This is a genomic window from Chryseobacterium lathyri (assembly GCF_030812195.1).
Classification (GTDB): Bacteria; Bacteroidota; Bacteroidia; order Flavobacteriales; family Weeksellaceae; genus Chryseobacterium; species Chryseobacterium lathyri_A.
Genome location: NZ_JAUSSF010000001.1, coordinates 693,214 through 707,848, shown reverse-complemented (window position 1 = coordinate 707,848; position 14,635 = coordinate 693,214). Strand labels below are relative to the sequence as shown.

Genomic DNA, 14,635 nt, shown 5'->3' with positions numbered 1-14,635 from the left:
TTTAAAATAAATAAAAAACTGCGGGCACTTTTGTCCGCAGTTCTCTTATCTGTATTTAATAAAAGATCATGACTTGAAAAATTCTAAAAGATCTTTATTAATTGTTTCAGCTTCTGTAGTAGGCATACCATGAGGAAAACCAGGATAGGAGATCAGTTTTCCGTTCTTAAGAAGGGTAGCGGCAACTTTACCTGTAGTTTCGAAAGGAACAATCTGGTCGTCTTCGCCATGCATCACTAGAACAGGAACGTCTGTATTTTTAAGGTCTTCTGTGAAATCAGTTTCAGAAAAAGCCTTGATACAGTCATAATGTGCTTTAATAGAACCGTTCATCCCTTGTCTCCACCAGTTTCTCTGGATGCCTTCGGAAACTTTCGCTCCTTCTCTGTTATACCCATAAAAAGGGAAGGTAAGATCTATATAGAATTGTTGTCTGTGATGGGCAGTATTATTACGAATATCATCAAAAACAGACATCGGTACACCGTCAGGATTATTTTCGTTTTTAACCATAATAGGAGTAACGGCGCTTATTAAAACAGCTTTTGCAACTCTTCCTTTTCCATGCTGCGCCACATATCTGATCACTTCACCACCTCCGGTAGAATGGCCTACATGAATAACATCTTTAAGATCTAAAGTTTCTACAATTTCTGCAACATCAGAAGCATAAGTGTCCATATTATGTCCTTCCGCAGTCTGTTCAGACCTTCCGTGGCCTCTTCTGTCATGGGCAATAACTCTGTAGCCTTGCTCCAGGAAGAACAGCATCTGCGCATCCCAGTCATCGCTTGATAATGGCCATCCGTGGTGAAAAAATACGGGTTGCCCTTTTCCCCAATCTTTGTAATAAATCTCCGTTCCGTCTTTTAATGTAAGTGTGCTCATTTCTTTATTTTTTAAAAGTTATTGATTGTATATTGAATATTGTTTTTTATTAATTACAATACAAATGTATATTTATATCTTTCAGTAAATATTGATGTAGGGTAATATTTAATAATAACTTAATAAATTTTAAAAAATAAAAAACCTCAAAATATTTTGAGGTTTTATATGATAGGAAACAGACATTTAGTCTGTTAAAACTATTTAGCTGGTTTTTTAGGACTCATCATCATGATCATTCTCTTTCCTTCAAGTTTAGGCAGCTGATCTACTTTTCCAACATGCTCAAGTTCCTGAGCTAGTTTTAGAAGCAAAATTTCTCCCTGATCTTTAAAGATAATTGAACGTCCTTTAAAAAATACGTAGGTTTTTAATTTTGAACCTTCTTCAAGAAACTTTTCAGCATGCTTCTTCTTAAATTCATAATCGTGATCATCGGTCTGAGGTCCGAAACGGATCTCTTTTACAACCACTTTTACCTGCTTAGCTTTTAGTTCCTTCTGCTTTTTCTTTTGCTCGTATAAAAACTTTTTATAGTCTAATATTCTTGCAATGAAAGGCTCAGCCTTATCGGAGATTACTACCAGATCAAGTTCCTGCTCTGTGGCAAGTTGTCTTGCTTTATCAATCGGATAAACTCCCGGCTCTACGTTATCGCCCACCAAACGAAGCTCTCTCACACGAATTTTATCGTTGATCAAGTGTAAGTCCTCCTGTACCGGACGTCTCTGTGGGCCCCTGTTGTTAAATCTTTGTGCTATTGTATTATAATTTTATTGGTTAATTACTTATCTATCTTTCTCAATTTAAGGATTAATGCAAATTCAATAATCTCTTTATTTTTTAATCCTTAAATCTTTTAATAATTTAAATTTTAAATTGCAGCTTCCTTTTTAAAGTAAGAAACAAAATCTTCCATATTCATGACTCCAAGATCACCTTCACCGCGTCTTCTTACAGAAATTGTGCTGTCATTCTCTTCATTTTCACCTACAACCAGCATGAATGGGATCTTCTTCAATTCCGCATCACGGATCTTTTTCCCTGTCTTCTCATTTCTATCGTCAATCAGACCGCTAATATCGTGATTTTCCAAAAATTGTGAAACTTTTTTTGCATAATCTACATATTTTTCACTGATCGGTAGAATAATGAACTGATCCGGGCTTAACCATAACGGGAAATCACCTGCGGTATTCTCCAGCAAGATCGCAATAAAACGCTCCATAGAACCGAACGGTGCTCTGTGAATCATGACCGGCCTGTGCTTCTCATTATCGTTTCCGATATAGTGAAGATCAAATCTTTCCGGTAAATTGTAATCTACCTGAATGGTTCCCAACTGCCATTTTCTTCCTAAAGCATCTTTTACCATGAAATCCAGTTTAGGGCCATAGAATGCAGCCTCACCGTATTCCACAATAGTTTTTAAACCTTTCTTCTCAGCTGCATTGATGATTGCGTTTTCGGCCTTTTCCCAATTTTCATCAGAACCGATATATTTTTCTCTGTTATCAGGATCTCTTAAGGATACCTGAGTTACAAAATCTTCAAAACCTAATGATTTGAACACATACAGCGTTAAATCAATTACCTTTTCAAATTCTTCTGAAAGCTGATCCGGAGTACAGAAAAGGTGAGCATCATCCTGAGTAAATCCACGAACTCTTGTCAGCCCGTGAAGCTCTCCGCTCTGCTCATATCTGTAAACGGTCCCGAATTCTGCATATCTCTTTGGAAGATCCCTGTAGCTCCATTGCGAAGTTTTGTAGATCTCACAGTGGTGAGGGCAGTTCATCGGCTTCAGCATGAATTCTTCTCCTTCATTTGGAGTTTTAATCGGCTGGAAGCTGTCTGCACCATATTTATCCCAGTGTCCGGAAGTTACATACAGTTCTTTTGACCCGATATGTGGTGACATTACGAACTCATAACCTCCTTTTTTCTGAGCATCAGAAAGGAAATTCTCCAGTTTTCTTCTTAAAGCAGTTCCTTTTGGCAGCCATAATGGAAGACCGGCACCCACTTTTTCAGAGAATGCAAAAATGCCAAGTTCTTTACCCAGTTTTCTGTGGTCTCTTCTTTTAGCTTCTTCCAGTTTTTCAAGGTACTCAGTAAGTTCTTTCTGTTTAGGGAAAGAAATACCGTAAACTCTTGTTAATTGAGGATTTTTTTCATTTCCTCTCCAGTAAGCTCCGGCTGCATTCAAAATCTTAACAGCTTTTACAATACTTGTATTGGGAATATGTCCTCCACGGCATAAATCCGTGAAATCATCATGGGTTACAAAAGTGATTTCTCCATCATTAAGATTAGAGATAAGCTCTACTTTATAAGGATTATCTGCGTATGTTTTTAATGCTTCTTCTTTGGAAACAGGATATAAAGAGAATGTTGAACCTTTTTTGGCATTTTCCAAAACTTTCTTTTCGATCTTCTCAAAATCTTTTTCCGATAAACTTTCGTCCCCGAAATCCACATCATAATAGAATCCGCTTTCTATAGCAGGTCCTATCGTTAGCTTAGCATCAGGATAAAATTCAAGGATAGCCTGCGCCAGAAGATGGGCAGAAGAATGCCAGAACGCTTTCTTTCCAAGATCATCATTCCATGTCAACAATTGCACCGTTGAATCCGTGGTTATAGGTGTGGTCGTTTCTACTTGTTTGCCGTTTACAACTGCGGAGATGGTATTTCTAGCCAATCCCTCGCTTATAGATTTTGCCACATCTAAAGGAGTAACTTCTCCTTCGAATTCTTTGACACTATTGTCTGGAAGTGTAATTTTTATCATTGTTTACTAAGAAATTTTAAGTTGCAAAAATACGCATTTTTTAAATAATATGCTATTTTTAAAGTATATTTGAAGTAAGAATTGCTGTTGAATCTTCAAATTTAGATTCGTTATTTTAAATGTACTCATCCTCAACTTAAATTTCATCCGGTAAAGCACATTGGAATTCTCGGTGTCTTGTAGTAATAATGCTGTGAAAATGAGATTTTTTACGCAGTAAATTTATAGCAATTCAAAAAAGAAATGATAATGTACGATGATATGAAAAACTTTAATATTGACTTACACTGCGATTTACTATGCTATTTATTGAAAGCAGGTTCAACAATTGACGACAGAGAATTGGGATGTTCACTGCCATATTTAAAAGAAGGAAATGTAAAGCTTCAGGTTATGGCAATATATGCTTCAACCGCTGCAAACAGTACTGTTGAGGGAGTAAAGCAGAGTGAAATATTTTCAGATCTTTTAAAGAATGAAAATTTCTTTCTGTTTGAAAACGGGAACTATAAAAATACTGAAAACGAAGATCGGGTAGGCATTATGGCCTCCATCGAAAATGCCTCTGCTTTTTGTGATGAAGATGAAGCTTTGGAATCGGGATTTAAAAACCTGGAAGAGATCATCAGGAACACAAAAAGAGTGCTTTATCTGGGAATTACCCACCACACTGAAAACCGTTTTGGAGGCGGGAATAATTCTGAAGCCGGCTTGAAAGATGACGGAAAAATCCTGATCGATTATATTGCAGACCGAAGGATTGCTATCGATCTCTCCCACACGAGTGATCAGCTGGCTTATGATATCCTTAATTATATGGACCAGAAAAATTACAAAATTCCTGTTCTGGCAAGCCACTCCAACTACAGAAGTATCCAGGACAAAAAGCGAAATCTTCCGGATGAACTGGCGAAAGAAGTTATTAAAAGGAACGGCCTGATCGGGCTCAACCTTATCCGCGAATGGCTTGATGAAAAGAGTCCTGAAAGGTTATATGAACATATCCAATATGGGCTTGATCTGGGAGCAGAAGATGTTATTGCGTATGGTGCAGATTTTTTCTACGATAAAGGCCATCCGGATAAATCCCGTTATCCTTTTTTCTTTGAAGGATATGATAATGCTTCATTATTTAATACCACCAACAGCAGAATTGAAAACGATTTTTCCACGGAAATCATGGAAAAGATCAGTTATAAGAATGCTTTAGATTTTATTGAAAGAATATAGGGTTGCTAAGGTCTCGAAGTCACACCCGGATTTTAACTTTTTCTCTTGTACCTTACTTTCTGCTTGATAATCTCTATTACATCCACATTTTTCACCTTAGATTTCACCCATCCATGGATGTCAATATAGAACAGTGATCTCCTGTAATATTCATTTTTAGAAAATCCATCAAGCACTTCATCAAAAGCATCAAAAGCTTTATGGTGTTGATCTAATACCAGACTGTTAATGTTTTTGAAAAACTGAATGCTTTCAAAATGAAATGCTTCCGGTTTCTTCATTTTTCGGGCAAATTTAAGGGTAGAATTGATGAATTCATCATAGTCTTCATCATTCCCGGATTCATATTTCGCCATTAGGATCAGGATCCTTGTGTGGAATAGAAGATCTTCCTGAACATTGCCCCTACATTCCACAACCTTCATGGAATATTCGATGGATTTTTTAAACTTTTTGCTTCCGAAAAACATGGCGGCCATTTTCAGGTAAAGGATCATAAAATGATGCTCGTCAATTTTTTCCCGAAGTCTTTCCATCTTCAGTTCAATCTCAGGGATAAGTTTTGTCCCTGTGAAAAATTCACCTTTTACAAAATGAATGTTCATTAAAGTATTGTAATGGGTAAGAAAGATCAGTGCCTGCAGATTTTCATTCTGAGCAAAATTCTGGGAATTGACCATCACATTGAAATGCTCAAAATGCTCCTCCAGGATATCAATATTTCCATAAAGGAACAGAATTTTCAGCAGGTAAGTGTTTCCTTTGATATACCATACCGGATGACTGATGATCATCTCCGGCTTTTTGTGGAACAGATCTACCCACTGGTAGGCATATTTCAACGTGTATTTGTAATCCTGAAGTAATTGATTTTTCCACACATGAGCTTTGAAATACCAAAGCTTTTCCGTAAAATTCAGTTGATCTAGTTTAATTTTCTTAATCTGATCATTGAACAGATTCAATACTTTTTCCCGGTCTGTATCATTTTTTACATAGCCATACGTAAGCATTTCACTGTATAATTTCAGAGAAAGATTAGACAGTTCTGTTGCATAATGATTCTGCCTGCTGATTTCGGTAGACTGTTCAATCAGTTCATCGGCACGCCCCTCAATACTTCGGGTAATAAACTGTGATTCGATGACTTTTTCAAGATTGATGATCTCTGACGCAATGCTTTTTTCATCCAGTTCCAGTGCAGACTGTTTCGTTTTGTCCAGTATTTTCAAAGCCTGCTTATAAAGTCCTTTCTGGTACAGGATATTGGCAAAATCAAGCTGTTCACGAAGCTGTATCCTGTAGTTCTGGTGGCTTGGATTCATTCGTAAGCTTACGAGGATCTGCTTGTACAGGTGGGCTTTCAGGTTAGAAAGCTGCTGTTTTGTGGAAATTTTTTTCTCAATGATGATCTGTTCATCATATTCCTTCATCTTATCCAGTTCCGAAAAAAGGAGCAGAAATTTAGCATCAACATTAATTCCGAGACGGTTTACGTACAGCCTGAACTGACGTTTTTCAGAAGTGGTTAATGACTTAATCAGTACAAACAAAAAATCTTTCTGCAATTCTGCCATTGTAAATTTATAAAATGTAATTAATTGATTATTAATTAAATGTGTTAATTTTTCCTGCTGTTGAATATTGTAATTTTCAGAAAATATAAAAATGTAAAAATATTGTAAGCAGTAGTTTTGATCAAAATTAAGTAAAAAACTTCATTATGAATTCCGAAAAAATCGAAATTTTTGATACGACGCTGAGGGATGGGGAACAGGTTCCCGGATGTAAACTGAATACAAAACAAAAACTAATTATAGCAGAAAGGCTCGATAAGTTAGGGATTGACGTAATAGAAGCCGGTTTTCCGATTTCAAGCCCAGGAGATTTTGAATCTGTTTCTGAAATTTCAAAACTGGTTAAAAATGCCAAAGTCTGCGGACTGACAAGAGCCAATAAAAAAGACATTGATACGGCTGCTGAAGCATTGAAATATGCAAAGAGGCCCCGTATCCATACAGGAATCGGCACTTCTGATTCCCATATTAAATATAAATTCAATTCAACGCGTGAGGATATTCTGGAGCGGGCAGCAGAAGCTGTAAAATATGCCAAAAGCTATGTAGAAGACGTAGAGTTTTATGCAGAAGATGCGGGAAGAACAGATAATGATTACCTGGCAAGAGTCTGCGAAGTAGCAATTAAAGCCGGAGCTACTGTTTTGAATATCCCTGATACAACAGGCTATTGCCTTCCTGAAGAATATGGGCAGAAAATAAAATATCTGAAAGAGAATGTAAAAGGCATTGAAAAAGCCATCCTTTCGTGCCATTGTCATAATGATTTAGGACTTGCTACAGCCAATTCAATTGCCGGGGCAATCAACGGAGCCCGCCAGATCGAATGTACGATCAACGGTTTAGGAGAACGGGCCGGAAATACAGCTTTGGAAGAAGTGGTCATGATTTTAAAACAGCATAAGAACCTGAATTTCCATACAGACATCAATTCAAAAATGCTTAATGAAATGAGTTTAATGGTTTCAGATCTGATGGGAATGCCAGTACAGCCCAATAAAGCTATCGTGGGAGCCAATGCTTTTGCGCACAGTTCAGGAATTCATCAGGATGGCGTTATTAAAAACCGTGAAACGTATGAGATTATAGATCCTGCGGAAGTGGGTGTGAATGCTTCCTCCATTATCCTTACAGCCAGAAGCGGTCGTTCAGCATTGGCATACAGATTCAAGCATATCGGTTATGACATCACTAAAAATGAGTTGGATTTCCTGTATCAGGAATTTTTAAAGATCGCTGACCGGAAAAAAGAAGTAAACAATGATGATCTGTACATGATCATGGAAACATGCAGCCGAAAAATAGGATAGCATTTGATTTAAAAATCAAGGAAAAATATGGACAACAATAATAAAAAGACACTTTTTGACAAAGTTTGGGATGCTCACGTTGTAGAAACAATTCCCGACGGACCTCAAATCATTTATATAGATAAACACTTGATCCATGAGGTAACCAGTCCTCAGGCTTTTGCAGAACTTGAAGCCAGAAACCTTGACGTTTTCAGGCCAAAGCAGATCGTAGCTACGGCAGATCACAATGTTCCGACCCTCAATCAGGAACAACCCATTCGGGATGAACTGTCCAGAAACCAGGTGGAACAGCTTACTGAAAACTGCAAAAAAAATAATATTGAATTATTCGGACTGGGACATCAGTATCAGGGAATTGTACATATTATAGCTCCGGAACTAGGCATTACCCAACCGGGAATGAGTATCGTATGCGGAGACAGCCATACATCTACCCATGGTGCTTTTGGTGCTATTGCTTTCGGGATTGGAACCAGTCAGGTTGCTCAGGTTTTTGCCAGCCAGTGTCTGCTTCTCAATAAGCCCAAATCAATGAGGATCACAGTGAATGGAAAGCTGAATGATAATGTTCAGGCAAAAGATGTGATCCTTTATATCATTTCTAAAATCGGAACCGATGGAGGAACAGGATATTTCTGTGAATATGCAGGAAATGTTTTTGAAGAAATGTCTATGGAAGGAAGGATGACTGTCTGCAATATGAGTATCGAGATGGGAGCAAGAGGCGGAATGATCGCACCTGATGAGACTACTTTTGATTATGTAAAAGGAAAAACATTTGCACCTAAAGGAGAAGAATGGGCCGATAAACTGGCTTATTGGAAAACCCTGAAAACAGATGAAGGCGCTGCTTTTGATAAAGAACTGGCGTTCGATGCTTCGGATATTTTTCCAATGATCACTTACGGAACCAATCCGGGGATGGGGATTTCAGTGAATGAAGTCATTCCAGTTCCTCAGAATGAATCCGAAGAAAAAGCGCTTCATTATATGGGATTGAAAGCAGGGCAGGAAGTGTCAGGCATTAAAGTACAGCATGTATTTATCGGAAGCTGTACCAATGCCAGGATAGAAGATTTCCGTTCAGCAGCAGAATATATCAAAGGAAAAAGTAAGTCCGAAAATGTAAAAGCTTTAATCGTTCCCGGCTCTCAGCAGGTTGTAAAACAGATCTACGAAGAAGGATTGGATAAGATTTTCAATGATGCGGGATTCCAGATCCGTCAGCCAGGATGTTCTGCTTGTCTGGCAATGAATGATGATAAAATTCCTGAAGGAGAATACTGCGTCTCAACTTCAAACAGGAATTTTGAAGGAAGACAGGGGCAGGGGGCCAGAACTATTTTAGCCAGTCCGCTTACTGCCGCCAAAGCCGCTATAGAAGGAAGAATTTCAGCTTTTGAAAACTTAAACTAAACAGATTTATACAATGCAAAAATTAACCTATATACAATCAACTGCAGTACCGTTACCTGCAGAAAATATAGACACGGATCAGATCATTCCTGCAAGATTTCTTAAAAGTATTGACAGGAAGGGCTTTGGTGAAAATCTGTTCAGGGACTGGAGATTTAATGCCCACACTGGAGAACCTAATTCTGATTTTGTACTGAATAACACTAAATATAAAGGTGAGATTTTAGTAGCCGGGAATAATTTCGGATGTGGAAGCAGCAGGGAACATGCGGCATGGTCTTTGACGGATTATGGTTTTAAAGTGATTGTATCCAGCTATTTTGCTGATATCTTTAAAGGGAATGCCCTAAATAATGGCCTTCTCCCTGTTAAAGTTTCTGAAGCATTTTTAAAAGATATTCTAAAGAATGTTACAGAAAATCCTGGTTTGGAAATTGCTGTAGATGTAGAAGGGCAGGTCATCAGTTTTAATGGAAAGACAGAAACTTTTGAACTTGATTCCTATAAAAAAATATGCCTTATCAATGGCTATGACGATATCGATTTTTTAATCAGCAAAAAACAGGTGATAAAACAATTTGAACTAAAAACACAAAAGTATGAGCAACAGTTATTTTAAAATAGCAGTTCTTCCCGGTGACGGGATCGGGCCGGAAGTGGTCAGTGAAAGTATTAAAGTATTGGATGCCGTGGCAGAAGTTTTTAACTGCCAGTTTCAATTTTCCTATGGATTGATGGGTGCCGAAGCCATTTTTAAGACTGGAGATCCTCTTCCCGAAGAAACATTAAAGATCTGTAAAGATTCGGATGCCGTTCTTTTTGGAGCTATTGGAGATCCGGTTTTCGACAACAATCCTGAGGCAAAAGTAAGGCCTGAACAGGGATTGCTAAGGCTCCGTAAAGAGCTGGGATTATATGCCAATATCAGACCTTTGAAGACCTATGCCTCGCTGATCGATAAAAGTCCCCTGAAAAGGGAGATTATTGAGGGAACGGATATTCAGATCTTCAGAGAGCTTGTGAGCGGTATTTATTTTGGTGAAAAATTTACAGATCCGGATGGAAAATATGCTTATGATGTCTGTAAATACAGTACGGAAGATATTATCCCTATTGCCCATATGGCTTTTAAAGAAGCTGAAAAAAGAAAAAAGAAACTTACACTGATCGATAAAGCCAATGTTTTGGATACTTCAAGACTTTGGAGAAAAACTTGCCAGAAAATTGCCTCTCAATATCCTGATGTACAGTTGGATTATATATTTGTTGATAATGCAGCCATGCAGCTGGTCCTGAACCCTAAACAGTTTGACGTTATTCTAACTGAAAATATGTTCGGAGATATTATTTCTGATGAAGCCAGCGTTATTGGCGGATCTATCGGGCTTTTACCTTCAGCATCAATAGGTGAAGAAAATGCTTTATTTGAACCTATTCACGGTTCTTATCCGCAGGCTAAAGGTAAAGGTATTGCCAATCCCGTTGCCTCTATCCTGAGTACAGCCATGATGCTTGATTACCTTGATCTTCCTGAAGCGGCTGACAAATTAAAAAGAGCAGTGGAGCATGCTATTGAAAACAGATATGTTACAGTAGACCTTAATGCTGAGCAGCATTATTCTACAAGTGAGGTAGGGAGTTTTATCGCAGACTATATTAAGTATTCTGAGAAATCCTATTACAATTTTGAAAATATCAAGATCGGGAAATCTACGATCGTATAGTTTTTACTTAACAGTTCACATAAATAATAGATTAGTTAGAAAGGTTCTGTCCCGCTGGGGCGGAATCTTTCGTTTAAAATTACAAAAATAGTATTAAAGCTTATATGTTGTAATCTTACCCAACTTAGGTGTTCCGAAAATCTATAAACAGCTTATCAGTAAAAAAGGTTCTGCTCGCTTGAGCAGAACCTTTTTGGTTTATTTCTTAGTATTATCCGTTTTTCCTGATTTGTTTTTCGAGGAGTTCTGAACATCTTCTTTATCAATATCAGGTGGATTGCTCTTTTCTGACGAAGCAGGAATATTTTGGAAATCCTGGTTCTGTTTTTTGGTTTCTGCACTGTTGGCAGATTCTTTCTTTTTGTTGTCTTTTGAATCCATAGCTTTATATTTTTTAGAGTCCTAAAACACCGAGCTTGCCGGTTTCATCTTCTATGGTATAATCCAAAGCTTTTGCCAAAACGAAAATATTGTTAAGATTTTCCATTAATTGTTTACGGCCTTCCGTTCTCAGCTGATTCTCATTAATAGATTTAACCGCAGTTTCTTTAGCCTTTTGTGTCACATTTTTAATGTCTTTTTCTGAAATTCTGTTGAAAAAAGAATCGTCCAGCGACTGGATCTCAACGCTTGGTGTAATTCTTATTTCCGCATCAGGAAGTTCAGTGATAACCAGCTTTTTGTTGATAGAATCTACTTCTATCTTCATTTTGTTAAGATCATAAGAAACCTGCGCATTGGTTTTGGTATAGGTAATAATGCTGTTGTTTGACACCTCTTTCCCGAACACCTCATAGCCCATCTTGGTTTTCTGCATGCTGGATATATTCTGCTCCATGACTACCATTTTGTTCATTTTGGAAATCTGGTTGGTCAGAATATAATAATCCGATTTCTCCGTCTTTTCACCTAGATTAAAGCATGATTTAAGCCCAAAGAACAGAATCAGCATAACGAAAATTCCCGCTGCAAATGATATGATTACTTTGTAATTTCTCAACTTTATTTGTTAAAAATTTCTTTGATTACAGAACTGTCGTCTTTTTTCAGGATTTCAGCCAGATCTCTTTCAATATATCCTGTTTTAGGCATTTCTATGATCCTACCTATTTCTTTGCCATATCTTTCAACAATAATGGTTGGAACTTTCTGGATGTTATAACGAACTTCGTCTCCGGTAGGGGATTCCTTTTTGCGGTTAACAGCGATGATTGTCAGCTTATTATCCGGGTATTTCAATTCCTCAAGAATTTTCATCAGCCTTGGAAAATCTCTGTGACTGTCTTCACACCATGTTCCTATAAAAACAACAAGAGAATAAGTGTTGAACTTAGCTTTCTTTAGCTCGCTGATCGCTTTTTGGTCAACCGCATATTCGTCATGCTCTTTCACATACCAGTCTGCATAAGGAGCCTTTAAGAACTGTTCTTTGAACTGGTTCCCTAAAAGCATTTTGCCGTCGTTCTGAGTGTCTACTTCACGGTTCATTACCACTTTTTGGGCACTGAACTGCTGGGAAGCAAAAACAAAACTTGAAACAGCAATAATATTGGTAATAAATTTTTTCATATTATTTTTCGATAATTGTTTTTAAATCTGCAGGGGAATAGTACTTATTCTTAAGAACTTTATGGTCTGCTTTTCTGTAGACGTTAAATTTCTCTCCTGATTTTTCATAAAAAGATTCTACCTCTTTTTCTTTATAAAATGCTACAGTTTCCTCTGCCTGTTCTGCAGTATCACATGCTTTAGACATATTGGAACGCTGTACTTCGTTGAATAGCTCTACAAATTTATTGCCAAGTCCGAATTCCAGTACAGCTCCGCTTAAAACATATTGAAGATCACACAGGGCATCAGCTATTTCTACGATATCATTATCAGCAATAGCCTGCTTTAATTCATTTAATTCTTCCTGAAGAAGTTCAACTCTAAGGTTGCATCTTTCCTGGGAAGGAATTTGTGGTGTATCTAAAATAGGGGCTTTAAAAGTGGTGTGGAATTCTGCAACTTGGTTCAGACTGTCAATTTTATCCATGAATTTTATTATTTACAGCAAAGATAGAAAACGATTTTGGAAAATGTGTAATAGCTATTAGATATCTGTTCTGATAAAAGGTTAAAAATCGTTGGTTACAAACATGTTTTCACTAAAAATCCACAGCTTAAACTGTGGATTATTTTTATTGTTAAAATCTTTCTAATTGATTTTAAAACATAAAGAAAATATTATTTTAATTCTTCATACTGCCAGATGCCTGAAATATTTAAAAGCGTTAAGCCGGGTTGCTTTTCACCATAGCTGAATACACAGATATATTTTGAATGACAAGCCTGGCAGTCGGTACCAAAATATAATGTCGGTAAATCATTTACCGTTAAGCTTCCAAAATGAACCATTCTTTGGGAGGTTTCGGTAACAATTTGGTTATGTAATAATTCATTTTTAGATAAAACTTTATCTTCATTATAGATCTGGAAGATTGGAAATCCGGTTTCATACGGGAAAATTTCAACGGTGTTTTGATGGCCGCAATTACAGCAGGTGAATTTTGTTAAAGCCGCCGGAATTATTTCATCGTTGCTGAAATGATTCTTTGCAATGAGAGCCTGCTTATTGAGGGTTATTTTTTTTGATATTGAATACATCTGAGCTTATTTATTGCTGGATAACGGTTCCTACCAGGTTATTATACTTTCCGCTTGGGCTTTTCTTGATGGTGATTTTAATATAGCCTTCCTGTGCCAGTTTATTCCATGTTTTCTGATAACCTGTTGCGACATCGATCGGAATTTTCCACATCGTCTGTTTTCCTCCGCCAATCTGATTAAACCATGGAATTACATCAGCTGTTTGAGACTTGAAAGGTAATAAATTATTCAGAACGTCTATTTCATAATAGAAATCATATTTGTTTTCAGGCTGGTTTAAAGCTCTTTGTGAAAAAGTATAAACATATCCGTTAATGATCGGGCTTGTGAAACTTCCTCCCAAAGTTGGATTCCCGTTTCCTTCATAATTTCCAATGGCCCCGCTGTATCTGTCGAATTTTTGTCCCGCCTGAAAAGGAACATCATCAACGATATTATAGCCACCGTTAGCAGGAGGCCATCCGCCATTAAGGTTATTAGCATTAAAGAGAGCCTCCAGTTCAGTCCATTTTCCCAGTTTATATAAGTCAAACGCCTGGTTTCTGATTGTCTGACTTACAGTTCCGGCTGGGTCATAAGTTAAAGCAAACTCATCCGAATTTTTATAGAATACATGGGTAACGACTCCCGTTGGATTATCAGTTTCTTCATTATCCGAACTACAGGCAACTGAAAAAAACACGGTTGTCAATAAAAAGATGTACTTAAATAAATGTTTCATGGTAAAAGTTTTAGTGGTTTTAGTTTTCTGAATAAATGGTTCTGTTATTTTTGATAAAATTATAGCATGAGATAGGGTCGTCTTTTTTATAAAAAGGCATTTCTGTAACCCAGTGGTTTTGGCAGTGTAAAAGTTGATGTTCTTAAGAATTGGAATTAAAGAGAATCACATCATCAGCCAATAATCCGGTCCGGATCTATCTCAAATACTGATTAGGCAAACGATACAATGAAAAAAATAATTTGAGTGATAAATTTAAATCAAAAATTTCAAATATTAATCAATTTTTTAACAATAAAATATTATGTTAGTTTTAAATG

Annotated in this window: 15 protein-coding genes; 5 read left to right on the top strand and 10 right to left on the bottom strand. The window is 37.1% G+C overall.

The window, feature by feature from the left end:
* Nucleotides 1-66 precede the first annotated feature (66 nt).
* From J2T03_RS03355 to thrS, 3 genes are all read right to left on the bottom strand, one after another.
* A complete protein-coding gene (locus J2T03_RS03355; protein WP_307209409.1) occupies nucleotides 67-888 on the bottom strand; it encodes an alpha/beta fold hydrolase in 822 nt (273 codons plus the stop codon).
* A gap of 200 nt (nucleotides 889-1,088) precedes the next feature.
* Nucleotides 1,089-1,589 carry a translation initiation factor IF-3 gene (gene infC / locus J2T03_RS03350; protein ID WP_172617123.1) on the bottom strand — a complete coding sequence of 167 codons (501 nt, stop codon included), beginning with the start codon at nucleotides 1,587-1,589 and terminating at the stop codon, nucleotides 1,089-1,091.
* Nucleotides 1,590-1,762: 173 nt separating this feature from the next.
* The gene (thrS, locus tag J2T03_RS03345; protein ID WP_306842522.1) at nucleotides 1,763-3,682 is read right to left on the bottom strand and encodes a threonine--tRNA ligase; all 1,920 of its coding nucleotides are present in this window, start codon (nucleotides 3,680-3,682) and stop codon (nucleotides 1,763-1,765) included.
* 243 nt (nucleotides 3,683-3,925) lie between these two features.
* Between thrS and J2T03_RS03340 the strand changes: the two genes are divergently transcribed.
* Nucleotides 3,926-4,912 carry a dipeptidase gene (locus tag J2T03_RS03340; RefSeq protein ID WP_307209405.1) on the top strand — a complete coding sequence of 329 codons (987 nt, stop codon included), beginning with the start codon at nucleotides 3,926-3,928 and terminating at the stop codon, nucleotides 4,910-4,912.
* Nucleotides 4,913-4,944: 32 nt separating this feature from the next.
* On the opposite strand, the gene J2T03_RS03335 is transcribed toward J2T03_RS03340, so the two are convergent.
* Complete coding sequence (locus tag J2T03_RS03335; RefSeq protein WP_307209403.1) at nucleotides 4,945-6,489, bottom strand: hypothetical protein; 1,545 nt, start codon at nucleotides 6,487-6,489, stop codon at nucleotides 4,945-4,947.
* Between the two features lie 146 nt (nucleotides 6,490-6,635).
* Between J2T03_RS03335 and J2T03_RS03330 the strand changes: the two genes are divergently transcribed.
* From J2T03_RS03330 to leuB, 4 genes are read left to right on the top strand one after another with little or no spacing between them, the layout of a single operon-like run.
* A complete protein-coding gene (locus tag J2T03_RS03330) occupies nucleotides 6,636-7,799 on the top strand; it encodes a 2-isopropylmalate synthase (RefSeq protein ID WP_306842527.1) in 1,164 nt (387 codons plus the stop codon).
* 27 nt (nucleotides 7,800-7,826) lie between these two features.
* Nucleotides 7,827-9,218, top strand: coding sequence for a 3-isopropylmalate dehydratase large subunit (leuC, locus tag J2T03_RS03325; RefSeq protein ID WP_307209402.1), 1,392 nt, complete (start codon nucleotides 7,827-7,829; stop codon nucleotides 9,216-9,218).
* 13 nt (nucleotides 9,219-9,231) lie between these two features.
* A complete protein-coding gene (gene leuD, locus J2T03_RS03320; protein WP_307209400.1) occupies nucleotides 9,232-9,837 on the top strand; it encodes a 3-isopropylmalate dehydratase small subunit in 606 nt (201 codons plus the stop codon).
* Entirely contained in the window at nucleotides 9,818-10,942 is a 1,125-nt protein-coding gene (gene leuB / locus J2T03_RS03315; RefSeq protein ID WP_306842532.1) for a 3-isopropylmalate dehydrogenase, read from the top strand. Before leuD ends, leuB begins: the two co-directional genes overlap by 20 nt.
* A gap of 198 nt (nucleotides 10,943-11,140) precedes the next feature.
* Here the strand turns inward: leuB and J2T03_RS03310 are convergent, their stop codons facing one another.
* From J2T03_RS03310 to J2T03_RS03285, 6 genes are all read right to left on the bottom strand, one after another.
* Nucleotides 11,141-11,323 carry a hypothetical protein gene (locus tag J2T03_RS03310; protein ID WP_306842534.1) on the bottom strand — a complete coding sequence of 61 codons (183 nt, stop codon included), beginning with the start codon at nucleotides 11,321-11,323 and terminating at the stop codon, nucleotides 11,141-11,143.
* 13 nt (nucleotides 11,324-11,336) lie between these two features.
* Nucleotides 11,337-11,942 carry a DUF4230 domain-containing protein gene (locus J2T03_RS03305; RefSeq protein WP_306842536.1) on the bottom strand — a complete coding sequence of 202 codons (606 nt, stop codon included), beginning with the start codon at nucleotides 11,940-11,942 and terminating at the stop codon, nucleotides 11,337-11,339.
* Between the two features lie 2 nt (nucleotides 11,943-11,944).
* Nucleotides 11,945-12,511, bottom strand: coding sequence for a TlpA family protein disulfide reductase (locus J2T03_RS03300; RefSeq protein ID WP_306842538.1), 567 nt, complete (start codon nucleotides 12,509-12,511; stop codon nucleotides 11,945-11,947).
* A 1-nt stretch (nucleotide 12,512) separates the two neighbouring features.
* Entirely contained in the window at nucleotides 12,513-12,980 is a 468-nt protein-coding gene (locus J2T03_RS03295) for a nucleoside triphosphate pyrophosphohydrolase family protein (protein WP_116011702.1), read from the bottom strand.
* 191 nt (nucleotides 12,981-13,171) lie between these two features.
* Nucleotides 13,172-13,591: a hypothetical protein gene (locus tag J2T03_RS03290; protein ID WP_307209399.1), complete on the bottom strand. Its 420-nt coding sequence runs from the start codon at nucleotides 13,589-13,591 to the stop codon at nucleotides 13,172-13,174.
* Between the two features lie 10 nt (nucleotides 13,592-13,601).
* A complete protein-coding gene (locus J2T03_RS03285) occupies nucleotides 13,602-14,315 on the bottom strand; it encodes a glycohydrolase toxin TNT-related protein (protein WP_306842541.1) in 714 nt (237 codons plus the stop codon).
* Nucleotides 14,316-14,635 lie beyond the last annotated feature (320 nt).

Bases quoted from the DNA above. Each gene is read 5' to 3' on its own strand.
- J2T03_RS03355 (WP_307209409.1), bottom strand. From the start codon at position 888: ATGAGCACACTTACATTAAAAGACGGAACGGAGATTTATTACAAAGAT.
- leuD (WP_307209400.1), top strand. From the start codon at position 9,232: ATGCAAAAATTAACCTATATACAATCAACTGCAGTACCGTTACCTGCA.
- J2T03_RS03285 (WP_306842541.1), bottom strand. From the start codon at position 14,315: ATGAAACATTTATTTAAGTACATCTTTTTATTGACAACCGTGTTTTTT.
- J2T03_RS03295 (WP_116011702.1), bottom strand. From the start codon at position 12,980: ATGGATAAAATTGACAGTCTGAACCAAGTTGCAGAATTCCACACCACT.
- J2T03_RS03335 (WP_307209403.1), bottom strand. From the start codon at position 6,489: ATGGCAGAATTGCAGAAAGATTTTTTGTTTGTACTGATTAAGTCATTA.
- leuC (WP_307209402.1), top strand. From the start codon at position 7,827: ATGGACAACAATAATAAAAAGACACTTTTTGACAAAGTTTGGGATGCT.
- J2T03_RS03340 (WP_307209405.1), top strand. From the start codon at position 3,926: ATGATAATGTACGATGATATGAAAAACTTTAATATTGACTTACACTGC.
- J2T03_RS03330 (WP_306842527.1), top strand. From the start codon at position 6,636: ATGAATTCCGAAAAAATCGAAATTTTTGATACGACGCTGAGGGATGGG.
- J2T03_RS03300 (WP_306842538.1), bottom strand. From the start codon at position 12,511: ATGAAAAAATTTATTACCAATATTATTGCTGTTTCAAGTTTTGTTTTT.
- thrS (WP_306842522.1), bottom strand. From the start codon at position 3,682: ATGATAAAAATTACACTTCCAGACAATAGTGTCAAAGAATTCGAAGGA.
- J2T03_RS03290 (WP_307209399.1), bottom strand. From the start codon at position 13,591: ATGTATTCAATATCAAAAAAAATAACCCTCAATAAGCAGGCTCTCATT.
- J2T03_RS03310 (WP_306842534.1), bottom strand. From the start codon at position 11,323: ATGGATTCAAAAGACAACAAAAAGAAAGAATCTGCCAACAGTGCAGAA.
- leuB (WP_306842532.1), top strand. From the start codon at position 9,818: ATGAGCAACAGTTATTTTAAAATAGCAGTTCTTCCCGGTGACGGGATC.